Here is a 19,882-nt window from a genome sequence, read left to right on the forward strand (position 1 = left end):
TTGCTCCCTGGATTTTTAATTAGGGTATTTCCGCTTCGCGGACATGAATAAGCGAACTTGATATTACGGCGGATTGATAGATTGCTTTCACAGTCTAGGTTTTAGCCGCCTAACCCACCCTACGCTAATGCCCTATTTTAGCTGTGTCACGGTACTAGGGAGCTTTTTGGTGTTGGATAATGAGTTGCCAAGCGCGTAAGGTTTCGGACACGCTCCAAGCTTGGGCAATACAGCCTCTGGAGGTAAACGGAGGATCGCCATCAAAGATTTCACTGATACTACCCATGCCATGAGTGTATAAATGGTGTGCCATGGGACGGAGGAAACTGAGGGCGCGATCGGGTTGGTTGTAGACTTTGAGATGGGCGATCGCAAAGGGCCCCAATAACCATCCCCAGACTGTACCTTGATGATAGGCTCCATCTCGATGGGCTAAATCTCCACCATAACGCCCGATATATTGGGGATCTTCAGGACTCAGAGATCGCAACCCATAGGAAGTCAGCAGCGATCGCCCGCAAGCCTCCACCACTCCCCGTTGCTGTTCTGCACTCAGAGGACTTTGGGGTAAGGAGACGGCAAAAATCTGATTCGGGCGCAACCTGGGATCGTTGCCTTGATTAGTATCTAATACATCATAGCAATATCCCGCTTCAGCATTCCAAAATCGAGAAAACCCTTTCTCAGCCTGTTCTGCCAGCTTTTCATACTCCCGATCTTCTTTTCCTAGTTTACGAGCAAAGCCCACCATGCTATGCAGTGCATTATACCATAAAGCATTCACTTCCACGGGTTTTCCTTGGCGGGGCGTGACGACCCAATCCCCATATTTAGCATCCATCCAGGTGAGTTGGCTCATGGGTTCCCCCGCATACAAGAGGCCATCTTCTGGGTCGCGGTGAATATTATACCGAGTTCCCCGACAATGCCAGTCGATGATATCCGCTAATATGGGGAAGAGTTCGGCTAAAAACCGGCGATCGCGGGTGGCTTGGTAATATTGGCGAATGGCTTCAAAATACCAGAGAGTCGCATCCACCGTATTATAAGCCGGGTCTTCTCCGCCATCAGGGAACACATTAGGCAACATCCCCCGATCCACATATTGGGCAAAGGTAGCCAATAACCGCTTCGCCACTTCTGTGCGTCCGGTGGAGAGAGTTAAACCGGGTAAACTAATCATCGTATCTCTTCCCCAGTCGGTGAACCAGGGATAGCCAGCAATTACAGTTTGCCCTTGGGGATTATGGGATAGGGGACGACTGACGATAAATTGATCGGCTGCCAGAATCAACTGTCGAATCCAGTCGGGAGCCTTTTCGGTGTGCAAATAGGGGGTAGCTTGCCAACGGTGGAGTAATTGCTGTTCGTACTGTTTTTGCTGCTGTAGGGCTTCTTTCCCATCCAGATTCACCTTACTTTGGGTACTGGCAACTAGGGTTAGGGAATCTCCTGGGTTGAGGGAGGTGGTGAGGGTGCAGCAGTGGAAATGGTTATCGCGATCGCCGTCTCCCCGATAGCGCTCCATTGCCAGATCGTAGCCTTGTATCCAGGTGTCCTCTAAGGTGAAGTCTCCCCCAGAGCTGAAGATATACCAAGGGACGGATGATTCTGGCGTTTCCAATTTTACGCCCCCTACCATCCGTTGGCTGTGGATCGTGAACTCTAAATCTTCTTGTAGCAGATTATAGGGGCGATAATTCGCGATCGCCTTAATGGCTAGATTTACAGAGGTACTACTGCGTACCAGATCGTAGCGAATGTACGTCGTATTTTCCCCTTGCTGCATCCAGATGCGCTTTTCTAGTAAGGCATCGCCAAAGGCAAACGTCCAAACGGGGGTTGTACCCTCTAAACGGAAACTCTCCAGGTGGCGATCGCCATACCCCTCAATTTTACCGCCCACCCATCGATTCGTGAACAGGGGAGTGGACTTTGCACCATAAGTAACAGTTTCATCGAGTTTAGAGAACAGTAGGGTGCGTTGTACCGGGGGTTTAAGAGCTGCCACCAATAACCCATGATAGCGGCGACTGAGGCTAGAGGCGATCGTCCCCGATGCATAGCCCCCGATACCATTGGTGACTAACCATTCACGGGACTGGGCGATCGCCGGATCTCCGCAGATTTCCCGTCCTACCTCAATCACCATAAGCTCTTTTTTCTCCGCGATCGCAACCTACATCTTTCCAAGCATCTAGATTACACTATTCTCGCGCCCCTAGGCATGGATATTACCATCCGGCATCATCGCCCCCTCTAAATTTGCCCCTTGCAAATCTGCACCAATCAAAGCCGCATCCCGCAGACTTGCACCGCGCAGATCCGCCCCCCGCAAACACGCACCATCTAGATTAGCACCCCACAGATAAGCCCCGCGCAAATCCGCTTCACTCAGATCCGCTCCCCGCAGATCCGCTAAATTCAGATTCGCCTCCGTCAAATCCGCTTTCCGCATATCTGCTTCACACAAATTCGTCTTCATCAAATTCGCTTGAATAAACTTACCCCCTTTAAGGATCGTCTCATGCATATCCGCTTGTTTCAAATTCGCTTGATCGAAGTCCGTAAACCGCATTTGGGCATAACTGAGATCGGCTCCCACCAAATTAGAGCCTGCCATTTTTGCCCCATTTAACTTCACTTCATCCAATTCCAAACCACTGAAATTTACCCCAGGTAGTTTCAATCCATTCAAGAACGCACCACTGAGTTTCACGCCATTTAAACCTGCTCCTTGCAGATTTGCCCCACTGAGTCGCGCTCCCGATAAATTCGTCCAATTCAGATTAGCGCCCTCCAGATTCGCTCTTCGCAAATTAATCCCATTCAGGTTTGAACCACACAGATTCACCCCTGGCATCTTTGCCCGAAACAGCGTCACCCAACTCAAAATTGCACCGCTCAATTTGGCTCCCGTCAAATCCACTTTCGCCAAATGAGCGCCCCGCAAATCCGCCTTCGTCAAGTCGGCTTCTATTAACACTGCCCCTTGCAATTTCACATAGCTCAAATTCGTTCCATACAAAAATGCGCCATTGAGGTTCGCTTCTTGCAGAAAACACCGCTCCAAATAAGCTCTAGCTAAAGAGGCTTCTTTTAAGTTCGATCCTGAGAAGTTAGATTTTGCTAACTCTACGCCAATTAAGTTGGCATAGGTCAAATCTGAGCCACGAAAATCCCGTTCTCCGTGGATATAGCGTTGTAATAATTCATTAGCGTCCATGAGATCCCTCTCCTATTTCCTTACCGTTTTGTCATCAAACTTATCATTTTGAAACATTGACCCTAACAACTGTTATTTTTTCCTCCATAACCCCTGCAATCACTATCGCGTAAAGCCCCTAGCTACCCAGGCTTACCTTTTTTTGGTGTTTCTGAAAGGATTTAGCACAGCAATATCGTTCCCATCTTGACCGTTGGTTATTCTGAGGATTGCTTATTCTGCGCTCTAACTATAAGCTTTACTTTATACTTTTTTCAGTATTGCACACATCCTCAACTCTGGGTTGAACTGTAACAAACCTTTAGAAATAGCAAGAAATAGTTATATTTTCCCCTAAGATTCTCGACCTGATGCCCATTGATCTCTCCATTTAACGGTTCCCTCACTAGCGATCACCCAACGCCGAGAAACAATATTTTCTCGCAGGGGAGATTGACCTTCACGCCACAGAGCATATTTATAATTAATCAATTTCCCTACACTTTCATTGAAAGGAATTTCACCAAACCAAGTATTAGAATTAATGTATTCCAAGGGATAGGCTTTAGCAATATCCCAATTGCCCAATTCTGGACAATCTCCAGTCACTACAATCCGTTCTCCCGGTTGAGTATAAACCCCATTCAGTTGGGATCGAATGATAGTTTGTCCAGTTACCCTTTCCGCCACATGACTTAGAACAATTACCTGATTTTTTTCCAGCGTTAAATTGGATAAAACACTCGCTTCAACTCTATATTTTTCTAGGGACATAATATCTGTATGATCGCCATCCGGTAATTCCGTATCAATGGTTTCTAAAGTAACGGTATCTCCTCGATTCATGGCTACAAACAAAATCGAGTCTCGATATCTTCGCACATAACAATAGACATCAGGAGTAATATATTTTTCCCACTGTCCCCCCATAGAAACAGCCGGATTTAAGCGACGAACACCCGATAATAAACGAATCGTCCAATAGAGTTTAGTCTTCGTATCCCAGCGTGTCATTAGGGGACGATTATAGGGGTCATTATTACCAAAGGCATTATCGGGATCGACGTTGGTTTTATTATAGAGATATTGTTCTGTGCCATAATAAATACAAGGAATACCACGAGTAGTCATTAATAGGGCGATCGCCAAATGCAGCACTTCCGGGTCATCATTCAAACTCTGGAAGCGATACATATCATGATTATCGATAAACGTGATTAACTCGGTTGCCCCACAATAGCGATAGTCTTGATCTAAAACATCCTTAATGCGGTAAAATCCATCCTCTAAACCCAAGGCTAAAGCTTCTCGAATTGCCATACAAAGACCAAAGTCTAGAATCGTCATCCCCGAATTATTAGCAAACTCTACGGAACGATCGTCAGAGGGGTGAGAATAAATCCATTCGCCAAAGACAAAAATATCCGGTTTATGGGTTTGAATTTCCGCATTAAATTCTTGCCAAAACCAGATTGGCATATGTTTAACGGTATCAACGCGCAGAGCATCAACTCCGCGATCGATCCATTGTTTAATCGCTGCTTTAATATAACTGCGGTAAGCCGTATTATTTTCATTAAATGTTGCTAACCCAGACAACTCACAGTTTTGGATTTGCCATTCATCTTCCCAGTCTTGCACTTCACCATAGTGGTGATACCAATGATCGCGATCGTCATTAAAATCAGCAATTTTCACCCCATCATCATAGAGAATTCCCTTTTGTCCACTGATGTCAGGATTGCTATGGTTGCAGACAATATCCAAGATCAATTTCATATTGCGCTTGTGCAGCTCTTCAATCAATCGATCGAATAAAGTGTTTTTTTCTTCCTGAGTTTGGTTCAAAGAGGGGTTATCTTCGGGGCGAATAAACCGGGGATTGATGCGCTTAAAGTCTTGAATCCAATAACCATGGATGGCTGCACTTTCAATGAAGAGTTCTTCAATTTGCTCAAATAAGGGAGTCAGCCAAATGGCCGTTACGCCTAGGTTTTTTAAATAGTCGAGTTTGTTAATCACCCCTTGCAAATCTCCCCCCCAATATTTGCCCCAATCTTCATGGGTGGGATCGTAGAGTTCGGGATTTGGCCCCTCATTATTGCGCGGATCGCCATCACAGAAGCGATCGACAACAATAAAGTAAAGGGTTTCTTGGCGAAATTCAATATCGCGGGTATAGAGAAATTCTAGGTCTAAATCTTCTTGAGAATCAGCAGACTCGACTAATGGGTTTAATGGCGCTTCTGACTGACGGGCTGAGGGGGTATACTGGCTATGGGGAAATTCGGATAAATAGGGATCGGTCATCACAGTAGCGCTTCCTGGTTCACACGGGGCTACTCCAGAATAGCAGAAGGGTAGACCTCAAATCCCCTGGGAGGCGATCGCCGATGGACAGATCCCCCCCTAAGTTTATGAAACTTAATGTAAAGGTTAATCAAATCGTTCTAAGGTAACACTATAGAGGGTGACTAATTAACCCTAAACCCTTTGTGGAGACTTACCCAAAGGATTCTTTTGAGATCGTCTTTCATTTTCAAAATCGGGAACTGTTTTAGGATGAGTACCAATTTAGCGACTAAGCTCCGCGAGGGCACGAAAAAAGCCCACACCATGGCGGAAAACATGGGTTTTATTAAGTGTTTCTTAAAAGGAACTGTTGAAAAAGGCTCTTACCGACAACTGGCCGGTAATCTCTACTTTGTGTATTCTGCCATGGAAGAAGAGATGGCACGCCATCAGAATCATCCCGTTCTGGGGCCCCTCTATTTTCCGGAACTGAACCGTAAACAGTCCATCGAACAGGATTTAGCCTTCTATTATGGCAACAACTGGCGCGAACAAGTGAGCCTATCTCCAGTTGGCCAAGAGTATGTGAACCGGATCAGAGAAATTTCCAATGAACAACCAGAATTGTTGATTTCTCACCTCTATACGCGGTATATGGGAGATTTATCCGGTGGGCAAATTCTGAAGAAAATTGCCCAAACTGCGATGAATTTGCCGGAAGGACAGGGAACCAACTTCTATGAGTTTGCTGATATCCCTGATGAGAAGGCCTTCAAGAATAACTATCGCCAAACGATGGATAATTTACCCATTGATGAAGCGATGGCCGATCGCATCGTGGAAGAAGCCAATGATGCCTTTGGGATGAACATGAAAATGTTTAATGAACTCGAAGGTAGCTTGATTAAGGCGATCGGACAACTGTTGTTTAATAGCCTCACCAGACGGCGCAACCAAGGCAGTACCGAATTGGCCACTGCTGCCGACAGCTAAATAGCTCTACCCCAATGGGGTGATTTTTGCTGTCACTCCGTTGCTGTTGTCAGACTCTGTAGATTTGGGTTTGGACAGTAACGGGTTGGCAGCATTGTTGTCTTTAATAATAAACCGGTGGAGATTTGGATTTATGAATGAAGAAGAACGCCGAGCCTATTGGCGCGAAAATACCACATTAATCCGCAATTTATTAATCGTTTGGGGTGTGGTTTCCCTGCTTTTGAGTATTTTACTGGTCATTCCCCTGAATACGATTACCCTAGGTACGGTTCCCCTAGGGTTTTGGTTGGCACAACAGGGGGTCATTTATGTGTTTGTGGTTTTAATCTTTGTCTATGCGATACAGATGGATCGGATTGACCATAAGTATAAGCGTGACAAGTAATATAGCCCTTTCAATTAGGATTGAGGAATAAATTATGGGTGTAGAGGTTTGGACATTTTTGTTTGTTACCCTCTCCTTGTTGCTGTATCTCTATATTGGTTGGAGATCTCGCGTTAAGGATACAAAAGGGTTTTTTGTGGCGGATCAGGGGGTTCCGGCGATCGCCAATGGTGCGGCAACAGCAGCAGATTGGATGTCAGCCGCTTCCTTTATTTCCATGGCCGGGTTAATCTCGTTTTTGGGCTATGATGGCTCGATTTATTTGATGGGATGGACAGGGGGCTATGTATTATTAGCGCTGCTATTGGCTCCCTATTTACGCAAGTTTGGGAAGTATACGGTTCCCGACTTTGTGGGCGATCGCTATGATTCCAATATTGCCCGACTCGTAGCAGTGATTGCCGCCATCTTTGTTTCCCTCACCTATGTGGCTGGCCAGATGAGGGGTGTGGGGATTGTCTTTAGCCGCTTTCTGCAAGTCGATGTGAATACAGGGGTGATCATTGGCATGGCGATCGTCGCCTTTTTTGCCGTCCTTGGTGGCATGAAAGGCATCACTTGGACGCAAGTCGCCCAATATGGTGTTTTAATTGTTGCCTATTTGATTCCGGCGATCGCCATTGCCTGGTATCTCACCGGTAACCCCGTTCCCCAACTCGCCTTTACCTTCAGCGATATTGTAGACAAGCTCAATCAAGTGCAAGTGGATCTGGGATTTGCTGAATATACCCAACCCTTTGCCAATAAAACCATGCTGGATGTCCTGTTTATCACCATTGCCCTGATGGTCGGTACAGCCGGACTCCCCCATGTAATCGTCCGCTTCTATACAGTTCCCAATCCCCGCGCCGCCCGCTATTCCGCCGGGTGGGCCCTCCTATTTATCGCCATTTTATATACGACGGCTCCCGCATTAGCCGCCTTCGCCCGCTATAACCTGATCGATACCTTGCACAATAAAACCATTGAAGAGGTGCAACAACTCGATTGGGCGACTAAATGGGAAAATACGGGGCTATTGGCCTTTGACGATAAAAATGGGGATGGCCGGATTGAGTTAACCCCCGATCCCGAAACCAATGAAATTACCATTGACCGGGATATTATTGTTCTTTCGACTCCAGAAGTCGCCAATTTAGCCCCTTGGGTGATTGCCTTAGTCGCGGCTGGGGGGTTAGCGGCTGCCTTGTCTACGGCTTCGGGCTTGCTGTTGGTGATTTCCAGTTCGATCGCCCATGATGTCTATTATCGCCTGATCGATCCGGGTGCATCCGAGTCGCGCCGGGTGATGGTGGGGCGCGTGATGGTCGGATTTGCGATCGCCCTTGCCGGTTATTTTGGCGTTAATCCTCCCGGTTTTGTGGCTCAAGTGGTCGCCTTTGCCTTTGGGTTAGCCGCAGCCAGCTTTTTCCCCGTAATTATCCTCGGTATCTTTGACAAGCGTACCAACAAGGAAGGGGCGATCGCCGGTATGGTCTCCGGTTTAGTCTTCACCACCATCTATATCATCGGCGCAAAATTCTATGGGATGCCCCTTTGGTTCTTCGGCATTTCTGCTGAAGGCATTGGTACAGTCGGCATGATCTTGAACCTGATGATTGCTCTGACCGTTTCTCGGTTAACCCCGGCTCCCTCCCTTGAAATCCAGGAAATGGTTGAAAATCTCCGTACCCCTGACCATGGCCCCCCGGCTCTGGCGGATATTGGCGAAGACGAGCTAGATTAAGCCCATACCCCAGAATCCGGTTTCTTGCCATTCTTAGCCACTTGACGCATAGTAAGTAACAATTCCCGTTCAATCGCTAAGGTTATGTGTCTATGAAATTACGCGAGTTGCTCTCTAAGGTGAGTGGATTAGGGGAAGTCCCTTCCCATCCTGCCTTAGACCTGGAGGTTAAAGGATTAAGCACGAATTCCCATTCTTGTCAACCGGGAGATCTGTTTATGGGAATGCCCGGAACCCGCGTGGATGGGGGAGAGTTTTGGCCGAGTGCAGTGGCGGCAGGGGCGATCGCGGCGATCGCCTCTGAATCCGCCCTCAGTAAACATCCCCTCGGAGAAAACTGTGTAATTTTGGGTACAGATATGGCGAGGGTATGCGCGGAAGTCGCCGCCGCATTCTATAACTATCCGGGTCAAACCTTAAAGCTGGTGGGAGTCACGGGAACCAATGGCAAAACCACAACCACTCACTTAATTGAATCTTTTTTAACTCACGGACAAAAGCCAACCGCCCTCCTGGGAACCCTCTACGCGAAATGGCCGGGATATCATCAAACGGCGGTTAATACGACTCCCTTTGCCGTTACCCTACAGGAACAGCTCTCGGAAGCTGTAGGGGCCGGATGTGAATATGGGGTAATGGAAGTCAGTTCCCATTCCCTCGATCAAAAGCGGGTTTGGAGTTGTCCGTTTGAGGTGTCAGTTTTTACGAATTTGACCCAGGATCATCTGGACTATCATCCGACGATGGAAGATTATTTTGAAGCCAAGGCTCTGCTGTTTAGTCCAGATTACCTGAAAGGAAAAGCGATTATTAATTTAGACGATCCCTATGGAAAACGGCTCATTGAGCGCTTATCCCCAGAACAGGTTTGGAGTTATAGCACTGAGGATCGTTCAGCTTCCCTATGGACAAGTGATTTACAATACCAGCCCAAAGGGGTGAAAGGCATTTTACATACCCCCCAAGGGGAGATGCCGTTTGAGTCGCCCTTAGTGGGTCAATTTAATGTCTCGAATTTGTTGGCGGCCGTGGGTGCTGGCTTGTATTTGGGGATTCCCTTAGAAACCATGGTATCGAGTTTACCGGAATTCTTGGGCGTGCCGGGACGGATGGAGCGGGTGAGTATCAATCCCGATCAGGAAATTACGGTGATTGTAGATTATGCCCATACTCCCGATAGTTTAGAGAATTTATTGAAGGCTTCCCGTCCGTTTATTCCAGGGCGGATGATTTGTGTGTTTGGCTGTGGGGGCGATCGCGATCGCACCAAACGCCCGATCATGGGTAAAATTGCGGCTGAATTAGCGGATGTGCCGGTGGTAACCTCCGATAATCCGCGCACGGAAAATCCGGAGCAAATCTTACAAGATATTATCGCCGGTATTCCCCAATCTGCCCAACCCATTGTCATTGGCGATCGCGCTCAAGCTATCCGTCAGGCGATCTTAGAGGCAAAACCGGGAGATGGGGTTTTAATCGCCGGAAAAGGCCACGAAGATTATCAGATTTTAGGGACAGAAAAAATCCACTTCGATGACCGAGAACAGGCTAGATTAGCTTTAGGCGATCGCCCCTAGGGTTGTGATATCAAGTCCGATTGTTCATGTCCGCGAAGCGGAAATACCCTAATTAAAAATTTAGGGAGCGAGACGCTCCCACTCCAGTAATATCAAGGGATTAGAGGAGTGCGGGCATCTTGCCCGCTTCTTAACAAATTTTCATGTCCGCTTGCGGAAACCGGACTTGATATGAGAGATTGCTGTCAGAGTCTAGGTTTTAGCCGCTTAACCCACCCTACTGCTCTTGCACCAAGCGCAGATAATTTTGCTGTAACTGGATGGTTTGCTGAGTCATGCGATCGGACAGCTCTTTTTCCACATTGGTGAGTTCTTCCCAAAAGAGAGCCGAACGGTTAGCGCGGATGGTTTCTTCCCAGAGGAGGGTAAGCAGATCTGCCGCTTGGGGATTTTCTTCGGCGAGGCGATCGCACCATTGCCGAAATTCTGCTTTGGCTTTTTCATGGGTTGCCAGGTTCTGAGCCAGTTTAATGCATTCTTGCAGTTGTAGGCGATCGCTCTCCCCTGCTCTTGAGTCCGATCTTGATTCCATCATTGAATTCACCCTCAAAATTTAACAATTGGTTCCACATTAGTGTATTGTAATAAAAATTAACACCCAAAAACCAGCTCTCCTTATCGTCCTTTGGGCGGGTGAGTCCTTAAATCCTGGTTTTTGGGTGTATGTTGTAGCTTAACCTGGCCAACTTTGACCTCTCCCGTTCCCGAAAAAGCATGAGTAAACAGCGCATTCTTTCTGGTGTTCAACCCACTGGTAATCTTCATCTCGGTAACTATTTAGGTGCGATCCGGAACTGGGTTGAGGGACAAAGCGAATATGAAAACTATTTTTGTGTGGTGGATCTCCATGCCATCACGGTTCCCCATAACCCAGAAACCTTAGCGGCTGATACCTATACCATTGCGGCGCTGTATTTAGCCTGTGGTATTGATTTAGAGCATAGCACCATTTTTATTCAGTCCCATGTACCCGCCCATAGTGAATTGACTTGGCTTTTGAACTGTATTACTCCCCTAAATTGGTTACAGGATATGATCCAGTTTAAGGAAAAAGCGGTTAAACAGGGCGAAAATGTGGGCACGGGATTGTTAGATTATCCGGTGCTAATGGCGGCAGATATTTTGCTCTATCAAGCCGATCGCGTGCCGGTGGGAGAAGATCAGAAGCAGCATCTAGAACTAACTCGCGATATTGCCGCTCGCTTTAACCATTTATACGGAAAAGGAGAAACGGTGTTGAAGTTGCCCAATCCCTTGATTAGAAAGGAAGGGGCGCGGGTGATGAGTTTGACGGATGGCACGAAAAAGATGTCAAAATCCGATCCGAGCGAACAAAGTCGGATTAGTTTACTCGATCCTCCAGAGGCGATCGCCCGCAAAATTAAGCGCTGTAAAACCGATCCGGTGCGGGGCTTAGAATTTGATAATTTAGAGCGCCCCGAATGTCATAATCTCTTGAGTCTTTATATGTTACTCTCTGGACAAACGAAGGAAGCAGTAGCAGCAGAATGTCAAGAGATGGGATGGGGACAGTTTAAGCCCTTGTTGACGGAAACAGTCATTGAATCCCTTAAACCCATTCAAGACCAATATCAGGAAATTATGGGCGATCGCCCGTATCTAGAATCAGTATTACGCGAAGGCCGGCAAAAGGCAGAGGCGATCGCTGCTTCTACCCTAGCTGAAGTCAAAACAGCCCTCGGCTATTCTACTCCCTTGTAAATAACATTACTTTTTTCTTATGGTTAATTCTTTTCGTCAAGCCTTACATTCAGGAGAATTTTTAGTGACGGCTGAAGTCATGCCCCCTAAAGGCGGTGATACCAGCCATATGATCGAAATGGCTCAACACCTGAAAGGCCGAGTTCATGCCGTTAATATTACAGATGGAAGTCGTGCCGTTTTACGCATGTGTCCCTTGGCAGCCAGCGTGCTATTATTGCAACAAGGGATTGAACCCATTTGTCAAGTCGCTTGCCGCGATCGCAACCGGATGGGCATTCAAGCCGACCTCATGGGGGCCCATGCCCTAGGCATTCACAACATCCTCGCCCTCACCGGAGATCCCCCAAAAGCCGGAGATTATGCCGATGGTCGCCCCGTCTTTGAACTCGAATCAGTACGCCTATTGAAAGTCATTGACCTGCTCAACCAAGGCTTCGACGCACACGAGCAACCCCTCCCCGATGGCCCCCTGAACCTGTTAGCCGGAGCAGCAGTAGACCCCCAACTCGACAGTTGGTCAGGCCTACAACGAAGATTTAAAAGAAAAGTAGATGCAGGCGCTCAGTTCTTCCAAAGTCAAATGGTCACCGATTTTGAGCGTTTAGACAAATTTATGACCCAAGTAGCTTCTAGCTCAAATAAACCCGTTTTAGCCGGAATTTTCCTACTCAAATCCGCTAAAAACGCCAAATTCATTAAACGCTGTGTTCCTGGTGTTCATATTCCTGATTCTTTAATTGAACGCCTCGCCAATGCAGAAAAACCCCTCTTAGAAGGAATGAAAATTGCTGCCGAGCAAATTCAACTCGCTCGTAATATTTGCCATGGAGTCCATCTCATGGCGGTGAAACGGGAAGATCTAATTCCCAAAATTTTGGACTTAGCCGAGATTAAGCCCCTATAGACACCAGATGTTTTAGTGGATCGGCAAGCTTAAAATTGTGAGTAATATTAAATCTACTTAATTTACCCTACAGATCTCTGTAGGGGCGGGTTATACCCAAATCTTGTAGACTGACAACTATTGTTGTATTCATGTCCGCTTGCGGAAACCCGCACGAATCGCACCCCTGTCTCTACAGTACACAGAAAGTAGCAAACATTTAAGGATTTGATATTAGGTAGGGTTATAAGCTTAAGTTAAACGGGCCCTGAGGGACTCGAACCCCCGACTTACTGATTAGAAATCAGTTGTTCTATCCGACTGAACTAAGAGCCCACCGTCTGGATACATACACCTTTGCCATTATAGGTCAAACTCCCCCAAAGCGGTAGTATCTCACAGAATGAGTTGCTGGATTTATGAAAATTACGTTAAATTTAATTAAGATTCCTGGAGAATGAAAATTTTCGTTCCCCAGACCGACTAGGCGATCGCCCAAAAATTAAGCACCTTAGTCATCATATCTGTTTTGTATTCATATAAGAGAGAGCTTCTTGATTATGAAATTATCTTGGAAAGTCATACTTCTGTGGACATTGCCCGCCCTAGTCATTGGATTCTTTGTTTGGCAAGGAGCCTTTGCGCCCAATGTGGTTGATAGCGGTCGTAATGCCGCCACTACCCGCATGACCTATGGCCGCTTCATCGAATACCTACAAGCGGGTCGAGTCAATCAGGTTGACCTCTACGAAGGCGGCCGCACTGCCATTGTAGAAGCGGTCGATCCCGAACTCGATAACCTAGTACAACACCTGCGCGTAGACCTTCCGGGCAACTCCCCAGAAGTGATTTCCCAAATTCGTCAAGCGGATGTTAACCTCGACATCCATCCCCCTCGCAGCGATGGAGCCGTTTGGGGACTACTGGGTAATTTAGTCTTCCCCTTATTGTTAATTGCTGGATTATTTTTCCTCTTCCGTCGTTCGGGTAATGTGCCGGGTGGCCCAGGTCAGGCGATGAACTTTGCCAAATCTAAAGCTAGATTCCAAATGGAAGCCAAAACCGGTGTCATGTTTGATGATGTGGCTGGTATTGAAGAAGCTAAAGAAGAATTACAAGAAGTGGTCACCTTTCTGAAAAAGCCGGAACGATTTACGGCCGTGGGCGCTCGCATTCCTAAAGGGGTGCTGTTAGTCGGCCCTCCTGGAACCGGTAAAACCTTACTGGCTAAGGCGATCGCCGGTGAAGCTGGAGTCCCCTTCTTTAGTATCTCTGGTTCCGAATTCGTAGAAATGTTTGTCGGAGTCGGCGCTTCACGGGTGCGCGACTTGTTTAAGAAAGCCAAAGATAATGCCCCTTGTATCATCTTCATTGATGAAATTGATGCCGTGGGTCGGCAACGGGGAGCCGGTATTGGCGGTGGAAATGATGAGCGCGAACAAACCCTAAACCAATTACTGACCGAAATGGATGGGTTTGAAGGCAATACGGGAATTATTATTATTGCCGCCACCAACCGACCGGATGTGTTGGATCAAGCTCTGTTGCGTCCCGGTCGCTTTGACCGTCAAGTAACGGTGGATGCTCCGGATGTGAAGGGACGTTTAGAAATTCTCGATGTTCATGCTCGCAATAAAAAACTGGCTCCAGAAGTGTCTTTGAAGGCGATCGCCCGGCGTACCCCTGGCTTTACCGGTGCAGACCTGGCCAACTTGCTCAATGAAGCGGCTATTCTCACCGCCAGACGGCGCAAAGAAGCGATCACCATGCTAGAAATTGATGACGCGGTAGACCGGGTAGTAGCCGGAATGGAAGGGACTCCCCTGATCGATGGCAAGAGTAAGCGTTTAATTGCCTATCATGAAGTGGGTCATGCGATCGTCGGAACCTTAATTAAAGACCACGACCCCGTACAGAAGGTCACCCTCATTCCTAGGGGACAGGCCCAAGGATTAACCTGGTTTACCCCTAATGAAGAACAAAGCCTGATTTCTCGCGCCCAACTCACTGCTCGGATCTCTGGGGCCCTGGGAGGTCGTGCGGCCGAAGAGATCATTTTTGGCGATGCAGAAGTGACAACGGGTGCAGGAGGAGACCTGCAACAAGTCTCCAGTATGGCCCGGCAAATGGTTACCCGTTTTGGGATGTCGGATCTCGGCCCCTTATCCTTAGAAGGTCAAACCAATGAAGTGTTCTTAGGTCGGGATCTGATGTCCCGTTCTGAATACTCAGAAGAAATTGCCTCTCGCATTGATGCCCAAGTCCGCACTATTGTGGAGCATTGCTATGACCAAGCGCTGCAAATTATCCGCGACAATCGTAGTGTGATTGACCGCTTGGTAGATTTGCTGATTGAAAAGGAAACCATTGATGGGGAAGAGTTCCGCCAAATCGTGGCTGAATATACGGCTGTTCCGGAGAAGGAAAGTTACATTCCTCAAATCTAAATTCTAGGATTGGTGTATTCACCAAATCTGTAGGGGCGGACGGCCGTTCGCCCCTACATTTTTTTTACAAGATATTCAGCCCCTATAAGTCGGCATCTTTGTACCATTCTTCGAGTTGTTGGTGTTGGGTGCGCCGGGAGGGACGGCGATATTTTTTGGTATTCAGTTTAGGCTCATAAGTGTTGTCGCCTTTGCGCTTGAGGGTGGATTCGGGATCGGCCTGGCGATCGCGCTGGTCTTGGCGGGCGATCGCCTCTTCCAAAAACATTAGATAATGTTCATAGCGCTCCCAGTCTCCCCGAATGGCACAATGGGGTTCTTCTCGATGCCAACAGTCACTAAATTGACAAGAATTTCCCCTGAGCAATTGGCGGACTTCTGGAAAATAATCGCCTAACTCTTCTGGAGGATAGTCTACATCAGGCTGATTAAATCCAGGTGTATCTGCTAATAGTCCGCCATTGGGTAACTGAAATAACTCCACATGGCGGGTCGTGTGTCGTCCCTTCTGGAGTTTTCCCGATACTTCCCCCACCCGTAGATGAGCATCGGGAATCAGAGCATTAATTAAACTGGATTTGCCTACCCCAGAGGGCCCGGCCACCACCGTGACTCGTTGAGCTAACTGCTCGGCCAGTTGTGCTAATCCTTGGCCACTCACCATACTAATGAATAGAGGTACATAACCCCACTGTCCTAACCGGTGATGCCATTCTGCTTGCCACTGAGGCGAAACTAAGTCACTTTTGTTTAAACAGAGACATAACTTGAGTTGAGTTGATTCTCCTTTGACCAAAAAGCGGCTGAGTTGGTAGGGGTCAAGGGTCGGTTGCTCGACGGAAAATACCAGTAAAATTTGATCGGCATTGGCCATCGGAGGTCGGGATAACTCTGTGGTACGGGGATATACTTCGGCGATCGCCCCCCGCAAACCCGACTCATCTGGATCTTCCACCCGGACGCGATCGCCTACCATCACCCGTTGACCAATTTTCTTCAACCGCGATCGGCGAGTACATAACAAAGGCTTTGTAAAGCTTTCCCCATCAAGCTGAACTCGATAAAAATTCGCTTGAACGGCTAATACCGTACCCACCCAAACCTGATTCATTATGGACAGGGGGTTTCCAGATCGGGACGACGAATTTGCAGCTTAAAAAACGGTTCATCTTCACCCTGAGTACACTCTTTGAGTCCTTCAATCGGATAACCCGCCATTTTCAGGCTATCGGGAACCTGCTCAATGGGTTCGCCTGCATCTAACCATACCTCTAAGAGGGAACCCGGAGCCATTTTTTCTAGGTGTAGCTTTGTGCGGACGAAATTCAGGGGACAAGGAGTCCCCCGTAAATCCAGTTGAGCATCAGGAGTGTTTAAATCCATCTGGGGACTCATTTATTAAAAATCCCTCCGAAAAATCCACCCCCCTTATCTTGGCGATCGCCCCGTAAGCGCTCCAACTCCTTCAAATGTTCCTTCTCATCCGTACTCAACTGTTTAGGATTAGGAATTTCCACCGCCACCGTAATCAAATGATCGCCTCGGCTAACCGGATTTCCCAAACGAGGAACCCCCCGATTTTCCAGGGTTAACACCGTATTCGGTTGCGTACCCGGTGGAATCGTTAACTCTTCCGTACCATCAACGGTTTTCACCTGCACGCGAGCGCCAAGAATCGCTTGTAAATAACTGACCCTAATTTCCGACAGTACATTAATCCCATCTCGCCGGAAATCCGCATCCTCATTCACAAACAAATACACATACAAATCCCCAGGAGGACCACCCTGCTGTCCCGAATCTCCCTCATTAGAAACTCGTAGCCGAGTGCCATTATCCACCCCAGCCGGGACATTAATCTTCAACTTCTTAGTAACCTGCTTATTCCCACTCCCTCCACAGTCATTACACTTATCCTGAATCACCTGTCCTTGACCATTACAAGCTGGACACACAGACACCTGAGTGAAACTTCCAAAAGGCGTGCGGGTTGCTCGGCGGATTTGTCCTGAACCGCCACAGGTTTGGCAGCTTACCGGCTTAGTTCCCGGTTTAGCTCCAGAACCATTACAGGTTTTACAACCCTCTAAGTGATTAATCCGAATCTCCTTTTCACCACCAAAAATGGCTTCTTTGAAGTCTAACTTCAAGTCCAATCGTAAATCATCACCTCGGACTGGGCCCCGCCGTCTTGCGCCTTGGGTTCCCATTCCGCTACCCCCAGCAAAGCCACTGAAGAAGCTCTCAAAGATATCTGCAAAACCACCCATATCGCCAAAGTCCCCAAAGCCAGGGCCTCCGGCTCCACCTGTTACTCCCGCTTCACCAAAGCGGTCATATCGAGCTTTCATTTCTGGCTCAGAGAGGACTTCATAGGCTCGGTTAATTTCTTTGAACTTGTCTTCAGCTCCAGGATCTTTATTAACATCCGGGTGATATTTTCGCGCCAACCTGCGGTAGGCTCGCTTGATCTCTTCTTTGTCTGCTTCGCGGGAAACACCGAGAATTTGATAATAGTCGGCCATAGGGCGCTCTGTCTTTCGGGGATCTCTCAACAAGTGGGCATATAAACTCCACATTATTATAGCGGTCTCTTGGGGTATGGAGACAGCTTAGTTTGACTTGAATTTCTGACTAGGGGGGGGAACAATTGGGGGATCTACTGAATTTCTTCATAGTCAGCCGAAACGGTTTCGTCCTCTTCATCAAAGCTAAAATCTTCTTCCTCTGGAGCTGATTCTACCGGGCTTTGAACGGTGGCTGCTGCTGAATCTATCACGGTTTCCCCTTGACTGAAGTCCTCGGTCGAACCTGAACCCGCATACACGGAGGCTCCAATGGTAAATAGGATTTGTTGCAGGCCATTCATTTCTTCTTTGACTCCTTCTACTGAGCTATCTGGAGCATTTAAGCTGGCTCGCAGTTGCTCGATCCGGCCTTGAGCTTCCCCTTGCAAGTCTTCGGGAATGACATCTCGACTATTTTCTAAGGTGGAATAGTAGCTCTGGAATAAACCTTCGGCTTGGTTTTTTAGTTCGGCTAATTGACGACGTACCCGGTCAGATTCGGAGTAGACTTCGGCTTCCTTCCGCATTTTTTCGACTTCCGATTGACTTAATCCGCCGGTATTGGTAATTTCGATGCTTTGTTCGCGTCCGGTTCCTTTATCCCGTGCTGATACTTTGAGGATACCATTGGCATCAATTTCAAAGGAGACTTCAATTTGGGGTACGCCTCTGGGGGCGGGGGGAATGCCGTTGAGTTGGAATTTTCCTAGGCTCTTATTGTCAGCAACCATCGCCCGTTCCCCTTGTAGTACATGGATTTCGACTGAGGTTTGCCCGTCGGTGGCTGTGGAGAAGATTTGGGTTTTGCTGGTGGGGATGGTGGTGTTGCGTTCGATGATTTTGGTGAATACTTCACCGAGGGTTTCAATACCGAGAGAGAGGGGCGTGACATCGAGTAGCAACAGGTCTTTGATTTCGCCCCCCATGACTCCGCCTTGAATGGCAGCACCGAGGGCTACGGCTTCATCGGGGTTGACGGAGCGATCGGGTTTTTTGCCGTCGAAGTATTGACAAAGGGCTTCTTGTACGGAGGGGATACGAGTGGAACCTCCGACTAAGATAATGCGATCGATATCGTCTTTACTTTTACCGCCGTCTTTGAGGGCTTGCTCAACGGGTTCTAGGGTTCCTTGAATCATGTCTTGGGCTAACTCTTCAAATTGAGAGCGGGTTAGCTCCATTTCTAGGTGTTTGGGGCCGGTTTCGTCGGCGGTGATAAAGGGTAGGTTGATGGAGGTGGACTGTAGGGTTGAGAGTTCGATTTTGGCTTTTTCTGCTGCTTCTCTGAGCCGTTGCAGGGCCATTTTGTCTACGGAGAGATCGATACCTTCTTGGTCTTTGAATTCTTCGATCATCCAGGTAACGATGCAGTTATCGAAGTCGTCACCTCCGAGATGGTTATTGCCGGAGGTGGCAACGACTTCAAAGATGCCATCACCCAGTTGGAGGATGGAGACATCAAAGGTTCCCCCACCGAGGTCGAAGACGAGGATCAGTTGCTCTTGGTCTTGTTTGTCGAGACCGTAGGAGAGGGCGGCGGCGGTGGGTTCGTTGATAATGCGTTGGACTTCTAAACCGGCGATGTTTCCGGCATCTTTGGTGGCTTGCCGTTGAGCGTCGGTAAAGTAGGCGGGAACGGTGATCACGGCTTGGGTGACGGGTTCTCCCAGGTAGTTTTCTGCATCCTGTTTGAGTTTTTGCAGGATCATGGCGGAAATTTCTTGGGGGGTGTAGTTGCGTCCCCGCACTTGCACATCAACGGTGTTATCTCGACCTTGGATACATTTGTAGGGGACGCGGGAGCGCTCCATTTCTGTGTCTTCCCAGCGTCTGCCGATAAATCTTTTGATACTATAGATGGTGTTTTCGGCATTGGTGACGGCTTGCCGTTTGGCCAGTTGACCGATGAGGCGATCGCCCGCTTTACCAAATCCGACCATACTGGGGGTGGTTCTGCCCCCTTCTGCATTGGAGATCACGACCGGTTGACCTCCTTCTAGTACGGATACACAACTATTGGTTGTGCCTAAATCAATCCCAATAACTTTTCCCATGTTAAGCTGCCAGATGTTGAGGTTA

General features: G+C 47.9%; 15 protein-coding genes and 1 tRNA gene. 7 read left to right on the forward strand and 9 right to left on the reverse strand.

Annotation, left to right across the window (positions count from 1 at the left end; translation table 11 throughout):
- Positions 1-154: 154 nt before the first annotated feature.
- The 3 genes from PMG71_RS03040 to PMG71_RS03050 form a co-directional block, all read right to left on the reverse strand.
- Entirely contained in the window at positions 155-2,152 is a 1,998-nt protein-coding gene (locus PMG71_RS03040; protein WP_283752167.1) for an amylo-alpha-1,6-glucosidase, read from the reverse strand.
- A 69-nt stretch (positions 2,153-2,221) separates the two neighbouring features.
- A complete protein-coding gene (locus PMG71_RS03045) occupies positions 2,222-3,226 on the reverse strand; it encodes a pentapeptide repeat-containing protein (RefSeq protein ID WP_283752168.1) in 1,005 nt (334 codons plus the stop codon).
- Between the two features lie 333 nt (positions 3,227-3,559).
- Entirely contained in the window at positions 3,560-5,515 is a 1,956-nt protein-coding gene (locus tag PMG71_RS03050) for an alpha-amylase family glycosyl hydrolase (RefSeq protein WP_283752169.1), read from the reverse strand.
- A gap of 252 nt (positions 5,516-5,767) precedes the next feature.
- On the opposite strand from PMG71_RS03050, the gene PMG71_RS03055 reads away from it, so the two are divergent.
- The 4 genes from PMG71_RS03055 (at position 5,768) to PMG71_RS03070 (ending at position 10,181) form a co-directional block, all read left to right on the forward strand.
- On the forward strand, positions 5,768-6,490 hold the full coding sequence (locus PMG71_RS03055; RefSeq protein ID WP_283752170.1) for a biliverdin-producing heme oxygenase: 723 nt from the start codon (positions 5,768-5,770) through the stop codon (positions 6,488-6,490).
- 133 nt (positions 6,491-6,623) lie between these two features.
- The gene (locus tag PMG71_RS03060) at positions 6,624-6,878 is read left to right on the forward strand and encodes a DUF4212 domain-containing protein (RefSeq protein WP_283752171.1); all 255 of its coding nucleotides are present in this window, start codon (positions 6,624-6,626) and stop codon (positions 6,876-6,878) included.
- A 34-nt stretch (positions 6,879-6,912) separates the two neighbouring features.
- Complete coding sequence (locus PMG71_RS03065) at positions 6,913-8,604, forward strand: sodium:solute symporter family protein (protein WP_283752172.1); 1,692 nt, start codon at positions 6,913-6,915, stop codon at positions 8,602-8,604.
- A 92-nt stretch (positions 8,605-8,696) separates the two neighbouring features.
- Positions 8,697-10,181: a UDP-N-acetylmuramoyl-L-alanyl-D-glutamate--2,6-diaminopimelate ligase gene (locus PMG71_RS03070; RefSeq protein ID WP_283752173.1), complete on the forward strand. Its 1,485-nt coding sequence runs from the start codon at positions 8,697-8,699 to the stop codon at positions 10,179-10,181.
- Between the two features lie 217 nt (positions 10,182-10,398).
- On the opposite strand, the gene PMG71_RS03075 is transcribed toward PMG71_RS03070, so the two are convergent.
- Positions 10,399-10,716, reverse strand: a complete 318-nt coding sequence (locus tag PMG71_RS03075) for a hypothetical protein (RefSeq protein WP_283752174.1) — start codon at positions 10,714-10,716, stop codon at positions 10,399-10,401.
- Positions 10,717-10,895: 179 nt separating this feature from the next.
- Between PMG71_RS03075 and trpS the strand changes: the two genes are divergently transcribed.
- Complete coding sequence (gene trpS / locus PMG71_RS03080) at positions 10,896-11,903, forward strand: tryptophan--tRNA ligase (protein ID WP_283752175.1); 1,008 nt, start codon at positions 10,896-10,898, stop codon at positions 11,901-11,903.
- 19 nt (positions 11,904-11,922) lie between these two features.
- Positions 11,923-12,810: a methylenetetrahydrofolate reductase gene (locus PMG71_RS03085; protein ID WP_283752176.1), complete on the forward strand. Its 888-nt coding sequence runs from the start codon at positions 11,923-11,925 to the stop codon at positions 12,808-12,810.
- Positions 12,811-13,051: 241 nt separating this feature from the next.
- Here PMG71_RS03085 and PMG71_RS03090 read toward each other — a convergent pair.
- Positions 13,052-13,125 (reverse strand) — tRNA-Arg (locus PMG71_RS03090).
- Positions 13,126-13,349: 224 nt separating this feature from the next.
- Here PMG71_RS03090 and ftsH2 point away from each other — a divergent pair.
- Complete coding sequence (ftsH2, locus tag PMG71_RS03095; RefSeq protein WP_283752177.1) at positions 13,350-15,236, forward strand: ATP-dependent zinc metalloprotease FtsH2; 1,887 nt, start codon at positions 13,350-13,352, stop codon at positions 15,234-15,236.
- A gap of 82 nt (positions 15,237-15,318) precedes the next feature.
- Here ftsH2 and rsgA read toward each other — a convergent pair whose 3' ends face one another.
- The 4 genes from rsgA to dnaK all read right to left on the reverse strand — a co-directional run bounded on the left by rsgA (position 15,319) and on the right by dnaK (position 19,857).
- Positions 15,319-16,347, reverse strand: coding sequence for a small ribosomal subunit biogenesis GTPase RsgA (gene rsgA, locus PMG71_RS03100; RefSeq protein WP_283752178.1), 1,029 nt, complete (start codon positions 16,345-16,347; stop codon positions 15,319-15,321).
- Positions 16,347-16,619, reverse strand: a complete 273-nt coding sequence (locus tag PMG71_RS03105; protein WP_283752179.1) for a sulfurtransferase TusA family protein — start codon at positions 16,617-16,619, stop codon at positions 16,347-16,349. Before PMG71_RS03105 ends, rsgA begins: the two co-directional genes overlap by 1 nt.
- 8 nt (positions 16,620-16,627) lie before the next feature.
- Entirely contained in the window at positions 16,628-17,761 is a 1,134-nt protein-coding gene (gene dnaJ / locus PMG71_RS03110; RefSeq protein ID WP_283752180.1) for a molecular chaperone DnaJ, read from the reverse strand.
- A gap of 134 nt (positions 17,762-17,895) precedes the next feature.
- Positions 17,896-19,857 carry a molecular chaperone DnaK gene (dnaK, locus tag PMG71_RS03115; RefSeq protein WP_283752181.1) on the reverse strand — a complete coding sequence of 654 codons (1,962 nt, stop codon included), beginning with the start codon at positions 19,855-19,857 and terminating at the stop codon, positions 17,896-17,898.
- Positions 19,858-19,882: the final 25 nt, after the last annotated feature.

This window comes from Roseofilum acuticapitatum BLCC-M154, assembly GCF_030068475.1.
In the GTDB taxonomy this organism is placed as follows: domain Bacteria; phylum Cyanobacteriota; class Cyanobacteriia; order Cyanobacteriales; family Desertifilaceae; genus Roseofilum; species Roseofilum acuticapitatum.